At 49.8% G+C, this 19,302-nt stretch carries 6 protein-coding genes and 4 pseudogenes; 8 read left to right on the plus strand and 2 right to left on the minus strand.

The features are described 5' to 3' along the window. Positions 1-83 precede the first annotated feature (83 nt). The 3 pseudogenes from AC3G3F_RS02770 to AC3G3F_RS02780 form a co-directional block, all read left to right on the plus strand. A pseudogene (locus tag AC3G3F_RS02770) lies at positions 84-9,221 on the plus strand (Ig-like domain-containing protein); the annotation flags it as partial. 51 nt (positions 9,222-9,272) lie between these two features. Then, positions 9,273-9,512, plus strand: a pseudogene (locus tag AC3G3F_RS02775) (hypothetical protein); the annotation flags it as partial. 12 nt (positions 9,513-9,524) lie between these two features. After that, positions 9,525-9,662 (plus strand): annotated as a pseudogene (locus AC3G3F_RS02780) (hypothetical protein); the annotation flags it as partial. A 257-nt stretch (positions 9,663-9,919) separates the two neighbouring features. On the opposite strand, the gene AC3G3F_RS02785 reads toward AC3G3F_RS02780, so the two are convergent. Continuing rightward, positions 9,920-10,873 (minus strand): SdiA-regulated domain-containing protein, encoded by a 954-nt coding sequence (locus tag AC3G3F_RS02785; RefSeq protein WP_023249530.1) that lies wholly within the window; start codon positions 10,871-10,873, stop codon positions 9,920-9,922. 301 nt (positions 10,874-11,174) lie between these two features. Between AC3G3F_RS02785 and AC3G3F_RS02790 the strand changes: the two genes are divergently transcribed. Then, entirely contained in the window at positions 11,175-12,575 is a 1,401-nt protein-coding gene (locus AC3G3F_RS02790) for a CBM96 family carbohydrate-binding protein (protein ID WP_488394399.1), read from the plus strand. A gap of 83 nt (positions 12,576-12,658) precedes the next feature. Here AC3G3F_RS02790 and AC3G3F_RS02795 read toward each other — a convergent pair. Then, positions 12,659-12,928, minus strand: a pseudogene (locus tag AC3G3F_RS02795) (TorD/DmsD family molecular chaperone); the annotation flags it as partial. Between the two features lie 224 nt (positions 12,929-13,152). Here AC3G3F_RS02795 and AC3G3F_RS02800 point away from each other — a divergent pair. The 4 genes from AC3G3F_RS02800 (at position 13,153) to fumA (ending at position 19,300) form a co-directional block, all read left to right on the plus strand. Beyond that, positions 13,153-14,784 (plus strand): sensor histidine kinase, encoded by a 1,632-nt coding sequence (locus AC3G3F_RS02800; RefSeq protein ID WP_023249527.1) that lies wholly within the window; start codon positions 13,153-13,155, stop codon positions 14,782-14,784. After that, the gene (gene dcuR, locus AC3G3F_RS02805; RefSeq protein WP_000611307.1) at positions 14,781-15,500 is read left to right on the plus strand and encodes a two-component system response regulator DcuR; all 720 of its coding nucleotides are present in this window, start codon (positions 14,781-14,783) and stop codon (positions 15,498-15,500) included. Before AC3G3F_RS02800 ends, dcuR begins: the two co-directional genes overlap by 4 nt. Positions 15,501-16,217: 717 nt before the next feature. Beyond that, positions 16,218-17,558 carry an anaerobic C4-dicarboxylate transporter DcuB gene (gene dcuB / locus AC3G3F_RS02810; protein ID WP_000899152.1) on the plus strand — a complete coding sequence of 447 codons (1,341 nt, stop codon included), beginning with the start codon at positions 16,218-16,220 and terminating at the stop codon, positions 17,556-17,558. Positions 17,559-17,653: 95 nt separating this feature from the next. Next, entirely contained in the window at positions 17,654-19,300 is a 1,647-nt protein-coding gene (fumA, locus tag AC3G3F_RS02815; protein WP_088734555.1) for a class I fumarate hydratase FumA, read from the plus strand. Positions 19,301-19,302 lie beyond the last annotated feature (2 nt).

The raw sequence follows: 19,302 nt of genomic DNA on the forward strand, positions 1-19,302 counted from the left end.
CTAAAAACAAGTTAGCACACTATTAAAATTATTATTTTTTCAGCTACCCGTTCAACTATCATTAGGAAATAGGCAGTATGACAATGAAAGAAAACACCTCCTCAACAGATAATACCAACCTTAAGCCAGAAACTATTTCTGATATAAAATCATACAAAGTAAGTGGTTTTGACTTGATAGTTACGACCTCTAATGGTAATACCACAACTTTAAAAGATGGCTTAACCAACCTGGTTTTGGGAAATGTTGAGTTACGTGATACCACGGGAAAAACAATTAATCAGGATCATATTATCTCTTCTATAAAAACTTATCAGCTTGGGTTAGATACAGTCTACCTGGCTGACAAGTTAGTAAGCGATGAATCCACACCAGAAACTACAAAGGATGAGTCAGAACAACAGGTAAAAGATACTTTTGCTGATATAAATAAAGCTCTGGAAGAATCTTTACAGCAAAAAATTAAAGAGTATGAGGAACTCCTCAAACAGCAGACTACAGATTTAAAAGAAAATATACAGCTCGAAAAAAACGAACAATTATCACAAAAGAAAGAAATTATTGACAAAAAAGCAAAGCAAGAACTTTCTAAAAATTTAAAACCTGCCGAAGAAGAGGTCGTGAATAACACTCCCACACCACCCGCTACACCGCCAGTCCCACCGGCGTCATCAAGTTCTTCATCAAGCGAGCAGGCAGAAAAGGCCCTGGAGCCATTACCTACGCCAGAGGTTCCTCTTTTTATTACCGGTCAACTGGATGCGAAGGCCGATTCCGGCAAAACAGGAGACGGTATTACCAATATTACTACACCAACCTTTACCGGCAATGCTACGCCAGGCGCGACGGCAAGCCTTATAATAGACAAGACGCACTACCCGTTAACCGTTGATAAAGATGGTAAATGGACCTTACAACTCTCTTCTCCTCTACCAGATGGGCAGTATGAGATAAACTTTACTATCACCGATAGCGGCGGCAAAACGGTGAAATCTACTACCACCGTCGTAATCGATAGTGAAGTTTCCGGGCTCACTGCCTCACTTGCCCCTGCGTCAGACTCCGGCATTGTCGGTGATTCGATAACCAATAATCCCAAACCTGTGCTTCAGGGCACTTCCGAACCGGGTTCCATCATTAATGTTATTATTGGCGGCATGACGTTAACCACCGTTACCAATGCAGACGGTCAGTGGTATTTATCTCCAGGTACGAATTTGCCAGATGGGGTATATCATTATCAGGTTACTGCTACCGATGAGGCAGGAAATACCGCAACGGTGAATAACACCGTAACTATCGATACGACCGCGCCTGATGCTACATTTGCGCTATCCGCCGCCACGGATTCCGGACAGCAGGGCGATTTTCTGACGAATATTCCCCAGCCAGTATTGACAGGAAAAACGGAACCCGGTGCCCATGTTATTTTGACCCTCGATGGCAACGTTTATGAAGTCATTGCCGATCGACAAGGGCAGTGGAAACTTGAAATCACTCCGGCGCTCAACGACGGTAGCTATGAATTTACCGTTGAAACGACCGATATTGCCGGGAATAGCGCTACGCAAACCGGTAAAGTGACAATTGATACCCAGCCTCCGACAATAACGGCAACATTATCGACAGAATCAGATACAGGTAGCAGCAACACTGACGGCGTTACCAATAACCCACATCCCCTATTAACCGGAAATACCAAGCCTTTAGCGATCATTACCGTTACGCTGGCCGGTAAATCGTTCTCTGTCCAGGCTGATGAAAATGGGCTATGGACCTGGAAAGTGCCAGAAGACCTGGTATTAGATGATGGCGAGCATATTTATACGCTTTCGGTAACGGATGCCGCAGGTAATAGTGCTTCCTCGCCATTAGAAGGTAAATTTACGCTTGATACCACCCCTCCGTCTGCCCCCACGGTGTACCTTGACGCCGATAGCGATTCCGGCGATTCCGGCGACAACATCACCAATATTACTACCCCAACTCTGAGCGGAAAATCAGAGCCTCATACGGAAGTGTTCGTCACTATTGATGACCATATTTATTCTCTTCAGGCTGATGAAAATGGCGACTGGCAGCTCACTTTGGATACGCCGCTGGCAGATGGCCGCTATGACGTTACCGTGGCCGCAAAAGATAATGCGGGAAATATGAGCGAAACCACGGGGAATATGACGCTGGTTATTGATACCAGTATCCCGGAAATCACCGTAAGCCTGCGTGAAAGCGATGATAGCGGCGTGAGTAACAGTGACGGTATCACACACATTAATCAGCCAACCTTCCACGGTACAGCAACGCCAAATACCTCCGTGGTGTTGACCATCAATAATGTGGAATACCGTGTCGCTGCCGATACAGACGGTAACTGGTCTTTAACGCTCCCGGATGTGCTTGCGGATGAGACATATGAATATACGGTAAAAGTTGAAAATGCGGTGGGCACCAGCGCGACGGCATCAGGCAGCATTACCGTGGACACAACCCCTCCTTCATCTGAAGCAAGTTTAGACGAAGCATCGGATAGCGGACGGAATACTCAGGACAATATCACGAATGTTATCCGCCCCATTCTTACCGGTACGACGGAGCCCGAAGCTGACATAGAAATTATGTTTAACGGCGTGAGCCATACATTGAAAGCTGGGGCTGATGGTACCTGGCACTATGCAATACCGGACGACCTTCCTGATGCAACATACACTTATACGGTCACCACTACTGATAAAGCGGGCAACACCTCAAGCAGCGAACATCTGTTTTCTGTTGATACCGTTTCCCAACTCAGCGGCGGGCTTGATCTTTCCAGCGTAATGGAAGGTACGGCGGGAAATAATACTACCCAGCTTGTCCGCCCGATGCTCAGCGGCATGGCAGAACCTAGCAGCCTTGTCACCGTCGCCATTAAAGGCATGACCTATACGGCTTCCGTAGATGACACCGGAAGGTGGAAACTGACCTTGCCCAAAGATGCGGAGCCCGGCCTGAATGAATATACCGTAACCTCAGAAGATCTCGCCGGAAACACGGCAACAATTACAGGTAATTTTAATTATGTCCCATCAGGCGTAGTACCGCCTAAAGTTACAGCGCAGCTGGATGCTGATAGCGACAGCGGCATCAAGGGCGATAATATTACAAATGACAATACGCCGAAAATTGTCGGACAGGCCACGCCGGATACGGTGATCGTCCTGACCATCGCCGGGCAAAGTTATACCACAACGGCGGCGGCTGACGGCTCCTGGTCCATTGATGTAACCCACGCACTGAACGAAGGGTTTAGCGAATATACGGTGACTGCAACGGATACCGGTACCGGGTTATCCGCCATCACCACGAATAATATTTTTATTGATACCCTTAACCCCCTATCGACAGTGGGATTAACGAGCGATTCAGATACCGGCATCAAAGGGGATATGATCACTAAAACGACCCGGCCCGTTTTTACCGGCAAAACCGAACCAGGCGCTACGATCACCCTGCATATAGATGGTCAGATACGACACACCACGGCAGACCATAAAGGGGACTGGACACTGCAAGGTCCAACCTGGGGTTTGCCGCCTAATTATAAGGCCGGTTATACAATTATCGTCACGGATAAAGCCGGAAATAAAACCACCACTAAAGGGAGTGTTACTACTGATAATACAGCGCCATCGTTAACGAGCTCTGAATTACACAGCAGCAGCGATACGGGCGACAAAGACAGATACTGGACTAATGACCTTACCCCCACTCTCACAGGTAGAGCCGAAGCAGGCTCAAAAGTGACCATTCGCATTAATGATAAAACCTATAACGTCACAGATATCGCCAGCAATGGAACATGGAAATTCACCCTTCCTGCGGGCCTGGTTCAGGATAATGGCAATTATCACACCATTCGTTTTTCTGTCACAGCGACCGATGCGGCCGGTAATACCACCACTACGTCTGACGCCATCTATATTTGTAAGCGTAAACTGACCATCACTAGCGGGCTCTCTGACGAGACGGATAGCGATACCAAAGGCGATAACCTGACATCAGTAACCAAACCAACGCTGGAAGGCACCATCGCCGGAGGCCAGCCTAGCGACAACTTGCGCGGCACCATTACCATCGGCGGTAAAACCTATCCGTTAACGATTACCGCCGGGGGAACAAAGTGGTCGTTTACGGTGCCTGGCAGCGCGCCGCTGAGTTCAGGAACACATGATTATACGCTGACTTTCAAGGATAAATTTGGTACAGAAACCACCCACTCCGCCTCGGTGACAATCAGTACTCTGATCGGATTTCTTTCCCCCGAAGATGATACTGGCGTAGTCGGCGATAACCAGACACAAAATGCCTCACCATCATTAAGCGGCAAAGCGAGTATCGGTTCCACATTACGTATTGAGTTTAATGCGCAGGAATATACTATTCCGGTTAATGCCGATGGCACCTGGACGTTTACATTACCGGGAGGGCCATTCGTTGAAGGGGAATATCACTACAAACTGACAGAGATTGTCGGACACTCGGTCACCTCATTTAACGGTTCCTTCACCATAGACCATACGCCGCCGGAAATTACCGGGGGACTTCGTCCTGGCGATGCGACACCGAATGATCCTTCAGCCTCCCGGTGGGCTACGCCGACGTTTAATGGAAAAGCAGAACCTAATCGGGAAGTTATTGTAGAGATCAACGGAAAACGTTACTCAACCACGTCAGACGGTAATGGTAACTGGCAAATCTGGTTACAGGATGCAAATCTTCTTCCCAATACACGTTATGATTACACCATAACGTCTACCGATGCTGCGGGGAATAGCGGCGTATTTCATGGCACAATTAGCAATGTCGTCGCCGCGCCTAATGCACAATTTGGCGGTCATGAAGATTATCTCATTGGCACTGCTGGCTCAACTAACAGTATTTTCTATACGGACACCTCGCCGGTTATCGTCGGACGCGGTAATCCAGGCGATACGATTACCATCAGAAAAAACTCAGGCGGGTCAGGCCCTTTAACCACCGTCGTTGACGCGGATGGCAACTGGAAAATCCAGTTGCCTGCGTCAGAATTCCCGGCAGATACGCCCCAGGGCGGATACTTCACCTGGAGTCTTACCGTAACCAATAGTTATGGTTTGGAAACCACTTACACCGTTAGAATCACCCGCGACTCCGTTCCTCCGACGTTGACCGGCGGGCTGGACAACGCCAGCGATACCGGCATCGAGGGCGATAACATTACTCACAACTCCACGCCTACGTTTAGCGGAAGCACGGAAGCCGGTCTGAAAGTCACGATTACGCTTAATGGGCAAAACTACACCGTAACCGCCAATAACGCCGGTAAATGGAGCTTTACCGTGCCGGAAACGTTGCGGGACGGTAATTATGACTACAGCATATCGACTGTCGATAAGGCGGGTAATCTTTCCCCTACGATTACCGGAACGCTTACCGTCGATAACTCCAGCGTAGCGCTAACAGGCGGACTGGATACTACTGCCGATCCGAATATCGCCAATGGCTGGAGTAATCATAACGATCAAACGTTAAAAGGCACGACCACACCAGGCGCAACGGTGATAGTGACAATCAACGGCATGACTTATACCCCCATCGTTACCGCTGATGGCAACTGGACTCTGGCGCTCCCCGGCTTATCAAACAATAGTTACAGCTACACCGTGACAGCGACTAACACCGCAGGAAAATCATCGACCATTAGCGGGCAGTTCGTCATTGATAACACGCCACCAACCACAACGGTAGGACTCAGTGCTGCTACGGACAGTGGGGTATTAGGCGATTTTATCACTAACAATGAAACGCCGGTTTTTACAGGCAAAACAAAACCTGGTGCCACGATAACGCTCACGATTGGCGGGCAAACGCATACGGTGGTAGCGGACAACCAGGGGAACTGGGAAGTCACTGTCAACACGCCATTAAATAGTGGTACGCATAACTATACTGTTTCCATTACTGACCTTGCGCAAAACGTCAGCACGCCTCTCAACGGCGAGTTGAATATTCAGAGTGGAAATATGGCGGGCTTAGTGACTGGCGGCCTGGATATTGATAGCAATACTGGCGATACCGGAGATACCATCACCAGTAATACAAAACCTAACTTTTCTGGTACGGCGCCCACTGGCGTCACGGTTATCGTCACGATTGGCGGTAAAACCTATAAAACCGTTGCCGATCAGCATGGTAACTGGAAACTCGCCATTACCAGTCCATTACGCGATGGCGATCATGATTACTCTATCTCGCTCGAAGATGTGGCAGGTAATCAATCCCCTCCGATAATGGGGAAGATCACAATCGACAGTGTATCTCACCTCCAGATAAATGGACTGAGTGACGATACGGACTCCGGCGCCAAAGCGGACAATGTCACTAACAATACCACGCCCACACTCATGGGAACCGCTGAGGCCAATGCCACGATTACGCTCACGATTGATGGTAATCGGTATACCACCACAGCTAACGTAGACGGAACATGGACGATACCGTTGACTCATGCCTTAACGGATGGGGATTATCATTACACGGTCACTGCCACTGATAGCGCAGGCAATACGACATCCTCTACGGCGACCATCACGATTGACACCACTGCTCCCGATTATTTAACCGGCGGGCTGGATATCGCCAGCGAAACCGGGGCGCTCGGCAGTCATCTCACGAATCAGACTACGCCAACTTTTAGCGGAGCCACAGAAAGCGGCGCGACCGTCACGTTAATGATTAACGGTAAAACGTATACCGCTATTGCAGGCGATAATGGTAAATGGAACATAACCCTGCCGGAGGCCGGTAAATTAGCAGATGGTAGCTACCCATACACGATTACAGTGACGGATGCCAGCGGTAACGTAAGCGGCGTACAAGTGAACGGTAATGTTACCGTTCAAAATACGCCGCCCTCAGCAAATGCTGGATTACACGCCGGAAGCGATAGCGGGGTTACGGGCGATCAGATAACCAACAACACCCAGCCCACGCTGTCGGGCAAAACCGCGCCCGGCGCGTCTATTGTCGTTATTTTTGCAGGCACTACTTATCCTGTGGCAGTCGATGCGTCTGGAAACTGGGCATTCCGTCTCCCTGGTACACTAACGGATGGCGGCTACTCTTATCAGGTTTTGGCAACGGATAATGCCGGAAACGAAACACGCTATGACGGCGATTTTACTGTTGATACTTCCCCTCCGGACGCTCCTGTAGCCGCTCTGGCGGAAAGTGCGGACAGTGGCGTCACAGGCGATGGTATTACGCATATAAAGAATCCGACCTTTACAGGAACAGCGGAAGCGAACGCTACCGTGATCTTGACGATCAACGGGAAAGACTATACGGCCAAAGCCGGGAGCGACGGTGCCTGGACAATAACATTACCTGTGGGTCATTCGCTGCCAGACGGAACGTATCAGTACACTGTTTTAGCTCAGGATACCGCCGGGAACATATCAGCGCCCACCGCCGGATCGGTGGCGATTAATACCACTGCGCCAACTATCCCTGGCGGAGGTCTCGACGCCACTACCGGCACAGATAATATCACCAACGTAACGACACCGACATTTAGTGGTAAGGCTGACCCCAACAGCATCGTTATTCTACGTATCAATGGTAAAGCGTATGAGATCCAGGTAGGGAATGATGGCGCCTGGAAATTCACGTTGCCGGCAGACGATATCCTCACCGATGGGACTTACGCCTATACCTTACAGAGCAAAAACGCTATCGGAAATACATCCGCAGAACAATCAGGTTCGGTCATTATTGATACTATGCCGCCAACAGCTCCCACTGCCGGGCTTGCGCCCGGTTATGACACGGGAGTGGCGGGCGATAATATCACGCGCATTACAACCCCCAAATTCACTGGAAAAGCGGAACCAGGAACGACTATCACGCTTTCTATTAACGGCAAAATATATGAATGCCCTACGGCGACCGACGGTACATGGGCCTTTACTTTACCTTCGGCCGATGCGCTGGCAACCGGTAACTATGCCTATACAGTGTTAGCCACAGACGCCGCCGGAAATGTTTCCGCAACCACTAACGGTAATATCACAATCGATCTCGCCCTTCCTGCCATTCCAAATGGTGGGCTTGCTACCGAGTCTGATACGGGTACGCCCAGTGATAATATTACCAGTACGGATCTCCCCACCTTCAGTGGTACGGCAGAACCTAATATCACCGTTATTTTGACCCTCAACGGTAAACGTTACGACGTACCGGTCAATAATGATGGCACGTGGCGTTTTACCTTACCTGCCGGAGATGAACTGAATGACGGCTCTTATAACTTCACGCTACAAGGCCAGAACACGGCAGGTACGACATCTGATGCCTTTACGGGATCAATAACTATCGATACGACGCCGCCCGATGCGGCTGTCGGGGAACTGACTGCCGATACGGATACGGGTATCACTGGCGATAATATCACCAGTGTGAGCACCCCGACCTTTACCGGTACGACAGATCCAGGCGCAACCATTATTTTCACTATCAATAGCAAAACGTATGAGTTCCAGGCCGATAGCAGCGGTGTATGGCGCTTCACGTTGCCGACGGAAAATGCGCTGCCTGACGATACGTACATTTATACGGTACAGGCCAAAGACGCCGCCGGAAATACGTCTACGCCGACCAACGGTTCGCTCACCGTTGATTCTACCTCACCCGCGCCTACCGCTGGCACGCTTACCGAAGATTCAGATACCGGCAACAAAGGAGATAATGTCACCCGTGATAAAACGCCGACATTCACTGGCACAACGGAACCCGGAGCGACCGTTATTCTGACGCTCAATAAGAAAACACATACCTTCCAGGCGGGGAATGACGGTAGATGGCACTTTACCTTACCGGCTGCTAATGCGTTAGATGATGGTATTTATCAATATACCGTACAGGCTAAAGACATAGCAGGAAACACCTCTTCGTTGTCTGCCGGTTGGCTAACAATCGACACTACGCCGCCAGTGCTTTCTCTGGAAGATAACAGTGATACCGGGACGGCAGGTGATAATATCACCAGCATCAATACGCCAACCTTTACCGGTACTTCAGAAGCCAATGCGACGATCACACTGAACATCGACAGTAAGGTGTTCACCACAACCGCTGACAGCGCCGGGAAGTGGACAATTACCCTTGACCAGTCCCTCAATGACGGCGCTTATGAATATACCCTTACCGCTAAAGATGCTGCCGGGAACGAAAATACGCTGAACGAGCGGCTGACCATCGATACGCAACCGCCCGCCGAACCCACACTGGGATCGACGGCTGACGGTGTTGATAGTACCGTCACCCTCCAGGGAACGGTGGAAGCCAATCAGGATATTCAGGTGAAGGTCACGGTTAACGGTACGGAATATCCCGCTAGCGTCGATAATGATTCTGGTGACTGGCATGTTTCTGTTCCGCAATCCGTTATTCTGTCGGGGGAGAATCAGTACACCATAACGGCTACCGATCCCGCCGGTAATAGTGCTGTTGCCAGTGGAACATTTACGGGTACATCACCAACGGAAAATCCAGTTAACAAGAGTTCAGGCGCAGATGAAATGATTTCGCTTAGTGAGGCGACTTTGCATTCGGTAAGCGTTGAGGAAGAATATTATGCCTTATAACTAAACAACACCATGACGAGGCCTCTTCGGAGGCCTCCTGATAAAAACAGAATAATAATATTTATTGTCTGTTAATTATTACAGAAGACAGTTAGTTTATTAAAAGAATAAAAAAAAGCGGCAGACTACGCTGCCGCAAATATGAGGAGGACAATTACCGTTACGCTACACCACAAAGTAATCCGTTACTGAGGTAAGTAAAACATAACTTCCCCAAACAATGAATCAACGAATCAAGTAATCTGCAAATCATGGCATTAATAGCCTTGTACTGTTTTAGCATGATGTGACAGTAAAAATACATTTTGGTCATTCTGTATATCACGGGAAAACTTATAAAACAGATTTGGTTCGCTCACAATATACAAATTATTTTCATCATCCATGGCAATCCCTTCTGGCTGAGGGATATCGTCTCTAAGCCCTGACCACTCCGCCGTCAGGAATAGTCGATCGCGCACCCGCCACTCGGAACTGATCTCCAGAATCATTTTTGACTCGTCCGACAATACCAGCAGCGAATCCGTTGGGGCATAATATTCCAGCCCGGAGACATCGCTAATGCTCGCGGTGACGGTAGAAGGCAACACACTGGTGATACCATTTTTGCTCATCTCTACTTCTTTGATCACAATGGGTTTTCTTTCTTTAGCGGCATACAATCTCTCATTTTTCGCATCCCATGCCGTACCTTCCAGCCCTTTATTTTTTGTTTTGTTATAGCCTTCAAGCTTAACCATGGAGATTATCTGCATAGTACCGCGCTGAATATCAACCTGCGTTTTATATACCGCGCCCTCTTTCTCACTGCCTATCTGGAACTGGTTGCCCCCACTCCACGCAATAGACTCAGGGTCGTAGATTCCCTGGAGCGGCATCCGCCCCACTAATTGCCCTTCTGTCGTTAGCCAGACCAGTTCAGGGGGATTATTAATAACGGCGAAAAGCATCCTGTCTTCGGCGGAGTAGGTCAGACCTGAAAGGTTACTCTTAATTCCTGCGACTGGTTTTTCCTGAATAACCGCTTTATAGCCACTGAGTGTCAGCGCCGAAGGTTTATCGCCATATTTCAGAATTAGCTGATAAACATAGCGAATATCGTCCCTGACCATAAATAAAATCACGCCAAAGAGTACAACCACAATACAGCGTTTTAGTAATCTCATAAAAAATCCATAGCAGATCACGTCACGACTGATGCCGTAACGCATTTCTTAAAAATAAAGCCGTGCCCGATAGAATCGATATCCGGTTATGGCGATTGCCACCAGCATAGACAAAATGGAATGGTCAGCGTTATCACAAAAAGACCTGTTTTAATCACTAATGTATCTTTTTTGTAAATTGACATAATCAAGAGGAAGGTAGTTCCGGCTAATTATTTAAATATTAAGTCTGTAAATTAACGCCGCTATGCAGGGCGAATGACAAAAAGTGATAATTAATGATATGCAACACCGCGATCGGATCTGCTATTGCTGCTCTTACTTCTATTCAACCGGACAGCAAAAAATGAAACTCAACCTTATTACCGCCGGCCTGACAACGCTTGTTGCCGCTGGCGCACTCCCGGCTCATGCCGGCCCTCAGGCGCACGTCGTGTGCGGCTATCACCACACACTAGGCGATGACGCGATTATGATGTTTGGTAAAGCGAATCAGGCGATGTGGCATGATTTTTTTGGCAACACCCACACCGACGCGGTCTCTACCTACCAGACGTTGCGCGCGCAACCAGATACCACCTGCGATAATAAAGCCGACAGCTCCGCTTACTGGGCGCCGTCCATGAAATTACCCAATGGCGAAATCGTAAAACCGGCCTACCAAAAGACCTATTATCAATCCACAAATGTAGCGCAATATCCGCTCCATCCGTTCCCGGCTGGGCTGGAACTACTGGCAGGCGATCATCACGGAACCGGCCCCAGTTCAGCCATTACCTTCTTATGCTCCAATGGTAAAGGTTACACCAAAACAACAGGCGAAATATGCGGTCTGCGTAAAGCGGGCGATGCCGTCCAGTTTAATATCGGGATCGCTTTCCCCAACTGTTGGGATGGCGTCAACCTGAAGCCGACCCATAGTCACAATAATGCGACCTATGCTGACCACGGGAAATGTTCCGCAGACTATCCGGTCAAAATCCCGACAGTTAATATGAACATCGCCTGGGTACTCCCGCAGATCTCCTCGCTGGATACGTCCAAGGTGGAATTGTCGATGGACCCGGTAATGCATGGCGAAACCCGGGAAGAGCGCTGGGGAAGTCTTTATACCGCCCATGCCGATTTTATGAATGGCTGGACGGAAGATGGCGCGCAGTTTATGACGGATCTGTGTATGAATCAGGGGCTGGATTGCGGCACTACGGTTCCTTACGCCTACAGTAAAGCGGAAGAAAATACCTGGGTAAGCAGCGAAGACGACAAGCCTCATGCCAACGTCGATACCTTGTATGTACAGGATGACTGGACAAATGGCGGACGCACGCAGCATCCGGAAACGCTCACGCTGGTGAAATTTAAGATCCCGCCCCTACCTGCCAATATGGACGCTTCGCTATTCAAATACCGTATTCGCCTTTTTGGCGGCAAAACGGAAACGAACGGCGCCGATCAGATCTTCTTTTACCCAACCAACAACGACTGGCACGCCAGTACCGTGTCATGGAACAATAAACCGGCGATCAACTACCGTTCCGATGCCGTGTTATATCTAAACTACTCGCATGAATACCGCATGGTTGATGTCGATAAAGCGGTGCGCAAAGCGCTGGCAGAAGGGAAAACGGAAGTATCCTGGTATATCGGCGGCGACCGTCAGGGAAATCACTACGATTTCACGCCAGCGAACTCAAAACAGAGCCTGGTGCTGATGCTGACCGGTTTTAAAAAGACGCCGGAACTGTAATGTCAGACTGTGCCCGCTGGCGCGACAGCGGGCACGATGGCGATATAAGCATTACAGTGCGTCATCAAAACCTGATAGATATCTCAGAAAAACAATCGGTTAGTCTCAGGCTGTAGCCCCTGTTTCTGTTGAACGTCCTGCAGATAGCATGTCGTCACGACGGCAAGTCGGGCATAGAACGCACTAATGGTATTACATTGCAGCAGGTCCAGATAGCGGAATCCCCAGGGCGAGACGGTCATCTCTCCCTGGCCTTCAAACAACACGGAAAATTGCCATGTAAGAGCATCATCATCCGGTAGCGACCATGACGCGCACAGCGGCTCACTATGTCCGAGTTCGCGCCAGGGGTAAGAATTATTTTATGCAATTTTGATGAAAATAAATTACCTATCACGGTATACAGCGATATTAATTAACGACATGACGTTTGCCAGTCGAGACGAGCAGGTAGAGTGCCCTGCAAGGCAAGACAGGCTTTTCAACATTGGTGCAACCGTGCAACGTCGCCTACTACCTTTGAATTAGACGCTTCATCAGGGATAATAACCTTACAATTCATCAGTTCAGGTCCGCTATGAAACACTCCCTGCCATGCCGGGCGTTACGCAAACGCCCCATGAAACTCGGCACGACCGTCATTCTGATGGTCAGCGCCGTTTTGTTCTCGGTGCTCGTTGTGGTCCATCTGATCTATTTCTCGCAAATCAGCAGCATGACGCGCGACGCTCTGGCAGATAAAGCGCTGGCGGTGGCCCGCTCGCTGGCGGACTCTCCGACAATTCGCGAGGGGCTGAAAAAACCGCCTGCGGAAAGCGGCATTCAGACGCTCGCCGAAGCGGTGAGCCAGCATAACGGCTTTTTGTTTATTGTGGTGACGAATATGCAGGGCATCCGTTATTCGCACCCAGAAGCGCAGCGAATCGGTCAACCGTTCAAAGGCGATGATATTCTGCTCGCGCTGCAGGGAAAGGAAAACGTCGCCATTAATCGCGGCTTTCTCGCCAAAGCGCTGCGCGTTTTTACGCCGGTTTATGATGAACGCCACCGGCAGATCGGCGTTGTAGCGATTGGCCTGGAACTCCGTCACGTTACGCAACAGATCAACAATAGCCGCGGCAGTATTATCTGGTCCATTCTGTTCGGCGCTCTGGTGGGGTTATTAGGCACGTATGCGCTGGTCAAGGTGCTAAAACGAATCTTGTTTGGCCTCGAACCGTATGAAATTTCCACTCTTTTTGAACAGCGTCAGGCTATGCTACAGTCGATCAAAGAAGGCGTTATCGCCGTCGATGATAGCGGCGAAGTCACGTTGATTAACCATGCGGCGCAGGCGCTGCTCGATTATCGAAAAACGCAGGATGACGCCAGATTATCCACCCTGAGCCATGCCTGGTCGCAGGTGGTAGACATTAGCGAAGTGTTGCGTGACGGTACGCCGCGCCGCGATGAAGAGATCATCGTCAAAGGCCGTCTGCTGCTTGTGAATACCGTTCCGGTGCGCAGCAACGGCGAAATTATCGGCGCGATATCCACCTTCAGGGATAAAACAGAAGTTCGCCAACTGATGCAACGGTTGGACGGGATGGTGAACTACGCGGATGCGCTCCGTGAACGATCCCACGAATTCATGAACAAATTACATGTGATTCTGGGATTATTGCACCTGAAGAGTTATAAGCAGCTTGAAGCGTATATTATCAAGACGGCCAATAACTATCAGGAAGAGATCGGTTTGCTGCTGGGTAAAATAAAATCGCCGATTATCGCTGGATTTTTGTTCAGTAAGATTAATCGCACCTCTGATTTCGGGCACAGCCTGGTGATAAGCAGTGACAGCCAATTACCGGATAATAACAATGAAGATCAGGTCACGGTGCTGATTACGGCGCTGGGTAATTTGATTGAAAACGCGCTGGAAGCGTTGGGCCAGGAGTCCGGCGGCGAAATTAGCATCTCGTTACACTACCGTCATGGCTGGCTGCATTGCGAAGTGAGCGATGATGGCCCCGGTATCGAACCTGAGCGCATCGACGCGATTTTTGAAAAAGGCGTCTCGTCAAAAGGCGCCGAACGCGGCGTCGGTTTAGCGCTGGTTAAACAGCAGGTTGAAGCGCTTGGCGGCGTAATTTCCGTGGAATCTGAACCTGGGATCTTCACACAATTTTTTGTACAGTTACCCTGGGATGGGGAAAGGACCAGCCTATGATCAATGTATTAATTGTCGATGACGATGCGATGGTCGCGGAGCTAAATCGCCGCTACGTCGCGCAAATCTCCGGTTTTCATTGCTGTGGAACCGCTTCGACGCTGGAAAAAGCGAAAGAGTTTATCTTCAACAGTGAAAATCACATTGACCTGATCCTGCTGGATATCTACATGCAGCAGGAAAATGGACTGGATCTGCTGCCTGTCCTGCACAGCGCAGGCTGCAAAAGCGACGTTATTGTCATTTCTTCTGCCGCTGACGCCGCCACCATTAAAGATTCGCTTCACTACGGCGTAGTGGATTATCTGATCAAGCCTTTTCAGGCCACGCGCTTTGAAGAAGCGCTAACTGGCTGGCTACGTAAGAAAACGGCAATGGAAAAACGCCAGTATTACGAACAGTCTGAGCTTGATCTGCTCATTCACGGCAATTCATCCAGCGAGCAGGAGCCTCGCCGGCTGCCAAAAGGGCTGACGCAGCAAACGCTACGCACCTTATGCCAGTGGATTGATGCGCATCAGGAGCAGGAGTTTTCTACCGACGAGCTGGCCAACGAAGTGAATATCTCTCGCGTCTCCTGCCGTAAATATCTTATCTGGCTGGTGAATTGCCATATCTTGTTTACCAGCATTCATTACGGCGTGACCGGCAGACCGGTTTACCGCTACCGCGTTCAGCCGGAACATTACTCTTTACTTAAACAATATTGTCAGTAAGGATACAGCATAAATCTGACGCGAAGCGTTATATATTGGTAACAATTATTATAACAATATAAATAAAAACGCTATCACATTAATAACAAATCAGGAAAATTGTGTCAGATCAAATATACCCAACGTAGGCCAGTTAACGTTATTTTCTATAATTACAGCGCCATGCGCTGTTTTTAATTTCAAAACGCTAACAAAAGTTAATTAAGTATTATCCCCTGCCGAGAGTGTGTATTTTTATTAAAAAAGGGATTGGTCCGGAATTTTCCTGACACTTAAATAAAATTACGTTTGTAGCAATGGAGCTCGTGCTACGCCTATGGACAATACGTATATTTGTGAGCAGAAACTCGTCTCCAGACGCCATACGAATAATTTAGAAAAATGGCGTGATAATGATCACACAAGTCACATTCTGTATGATTTATACGCTGACGAGACGCGAAAACTAAATAAAATATACCTGTTTTTCAAACAGATATATTTTAACCTCCTGCTCTCATTCGTTTCACCTGCCCATCGCCAGAGGGTGATTCCCTCTGAACATCACCATCGTAAGAAAATAATTACTTAAAGCAACTCTGTAAAACGCTTAACCGTTAATCGTCGCCACTGGCGCATTGAATATTCGCCACTTCCTGATGTTCATTCATACAAATCAGAAGATGACTGTGATCCATTTATCAAAATTGACTGGGTTTATCGCGAGGGTAAATAAAAATGTTATTTAGTATACAGCTTCTCATAATATTAATATGTCTGTTTTATGGCGCCCGAAAGGGAGGGATCGCGCTCGGGTTGCTGGGCGGTATCGGTCTGGTCATTCTGGTGTTTGTTTTCCATCTCCAGCCAGGTAAACCGCCCGTTGACGTAATGCTGGTAATTATCGCGGTAGTCGCCGCGTCGGCAACATTACAAGCGTCAGGCGGTCTGGATGTGATGTTGCAGATTGCCGAAAAGCTGCTGCGCCGCAACCCCAAATATGTCTCTATTGTGGCGCCATTCGTCACCTGTACCCTGACGATTCTGTGTGGTACAGGCCACGTGGTCTACACCATTTTGCCGATTATCTACGACGTAGCGATCAAGAATAATATCCGTCCGGAACGTCCAATGGCGGCCAGTTCTATCGGCGCGCAAATGGGCATCATCGCCAGTCCGGTTTCCGTCGCTGTTGTTTCTCTGGTGGCAATGCTGGGCAACGTAACTTTTGATGGCAGGCATCTGGAATTCCTCGATCTGTTGTCTATCACCATCCCCTCTACCCTGCTCGGCATCCTGGCGATAGGCATTTTTAGCTGGTTCCGCGGTAAAGATCTGGATAAAGACGAAGCGTTTCAGAAATTTATTTCCGTACCGGAAAACCGTCAGTACGTGTACGGCGATACCGCGACGCTGCTGGATAAAAAACTGCCGAAAAGCAACTGGCTGGCGATGTGGATCTTCCTGGCGGCTATCGCCGTGGTCGCTATCCTGGGGGCAGACTCCGACTTACGCCCTACCTTCGGCGGCAAACCGTTGTCGATGGTGCTGGTCATTCAGATGTTCATGCTGCTGACCGGGGCGCTCATTATCATCCTGACCAAAACCAATCCTGCGTCTATCTCAAAAAATGAAGTCTTTCGTTCCGGTATGATTGCGATTGTCGCGGTATACGGGATCGCCTGGATGGCGGAAACCATGTTCGGCGCGCACATGTCGGAAATTCAGGGCGTGCTGGGTGAAATGGTCAAAGAGTATCCGTGGGCCTACGCCATCGTTCTGCTGTTGGTCTCCAAGTTTGTTAACTCCCAGGCGGCAGCGCTGGCGGCGATTGTTCCCGTCGCGCTGGCTATCGGCGTCGATCCGGCGTATATCGTGGCCTCTGCGCCGGCATGTTATGGCTACTACATCCTGCCGACCTACCCAAGCGATCTGGCGGCGATTCAGTTTGACCGTTCCGGCACGACCCATATTGGCCGCTTCGTCATTAACCACAGCTTCATTCTGCCGGGTTTGATTGGCGTAAGCGTCTCCTGCGTCTTTGGCTGGATCTTTGCCGCAATGTACGGATTCCTGTAATGGCAGCGCGCGCCGCCCGGTTATGCGCGGCGCGCGACTTAGAGTCTGGCCCATTAGGCTCTTAATACATTTTCTTACTATTAGGCTGGAAGCACATGTCGAAAAAAGAGTTTATCTATCAGGCGCCTTTCCCGATGGGAGAGGACAAAACAGAGTATTATCTGCTCACCTCCGATTATGTCAGCGTCAGTGAATTCAACGGAGAATCTATCCTCAACGTTGAGCCGCAGGCGTTAACGTTGTTGGCTCAGCAAGCCTTCCACGACGCATCTTTCATGCTCCGCCCTGAACACCAGCAGCAAGTCGCCGCCATTCTCCACGACCCCGAAGCCAGCGAAAACGACAAATACGTGGCGCTGCAATTCCTGAGAAACTCCGAGATCGCCGCCAAAGGCGTTCTGCCAACCTGCCAGGATACCGGCACGGCGATTATCATGGGTAAAAAAGGCCAACGTGTCTGGACGGGCGGCGGCGATGAAGCCGCACTCTCCAAAGGCGTATTCAATACCTATATCGAAGATAACCTGCGCTACTCGCAGAACGCGCCGCTGGATATGTACAAAGAGGTTAATACCGGCAGCAACCTGCCAGCGCAAATCGATCTCTATGCCGTCGACGGCGACGAGTACAAGTTCCTCTGCGTGGCGAAAGGCGGCGGTTCAGCAAACAAAACGTATCTCTATCAGGAGACTAAAGCGCTGCTCACCCCTGGTAAGCTGAAAAACTTCCTCGTTGAGAAAATGCGCACGCTGGGCACCGCGGCCTGCCCGCCATACCATATCGCATTTGTCATTGGCGGCACCTCGGCGGAAAGCACGCTGAAAACCGTAAAACTCGCCAGTACTCACTATTACGACGCGCTGCCGACGGAAGGTAACGAGCACGGCCAGGCATTCCGCGATCTCCACCTGGAACAGGAACTGCTGGAAGAAGCGCAAAAACTTGGCCTCGGCGCCCAGTTCGGCGGGAAATATTTCGCCCACGATATTCGCGTGATTCGCCTGCCGCGTCACGGCGCCTCCTGTCCGGTGGGGATGGGCGTCTCCTGCTCGGCAGACCGTAACATTAAAGCGAAAATTAACCGCGAAGGCATCTGGATCGAAAAACTGGAACACAATCCGGGCCAGTATATTCCGCCAGCGCTGCGTCAGGCGGGCGAAGGCGACGCGGTGAAAGTCGATCTCAACCGCCCGATGAAAGAGATCCTCGCCCAGCTATCACAGTATCCGGTCTCGACTCGCCTGTCGCTGACGGGCACCATTATCGTGGGTCGCGATATCGCCCACGCGAAGCTAAAAGAGCGTATCGAATCCGGCGAAGGTCTGCCGCAGTACATTAAAGACCATCCCATCTATTACGCAGGTCCGGCAAAAACCCCGGCAGGTTATCCATCTGGCTCATTAGGCCCCACCACCGCAGGCCGAATGGACTCTTATGTCGATCTGCTGCAATCCCACGGCGGCAGTATGATCATGCTGGCGAAAGGCAACCGTAGCCAGCAGGTCACAGATGCCTGTAAAAAACACGGCGGTTTTTATTTGGGCAGTATCGGCGGCCCGGCGGCGGTACTGGCGCAGCAGAGCATTAAGCATCTGGAGTGCGTCGAGTATCCGGAACTCGGCATGGAAGCTATCTGGAAAATTGAAGTAGAAGATTTCCCGGCCTTTATCCTGGTGGATGACAAAGGCAACGATTTCTTCCAGCAGATTGTCAGCAAACAGTGCGCTAACTGCGCGAAATAACC

Source organism: Salmonella sp. FC25216, assembly GCF_057751355.1.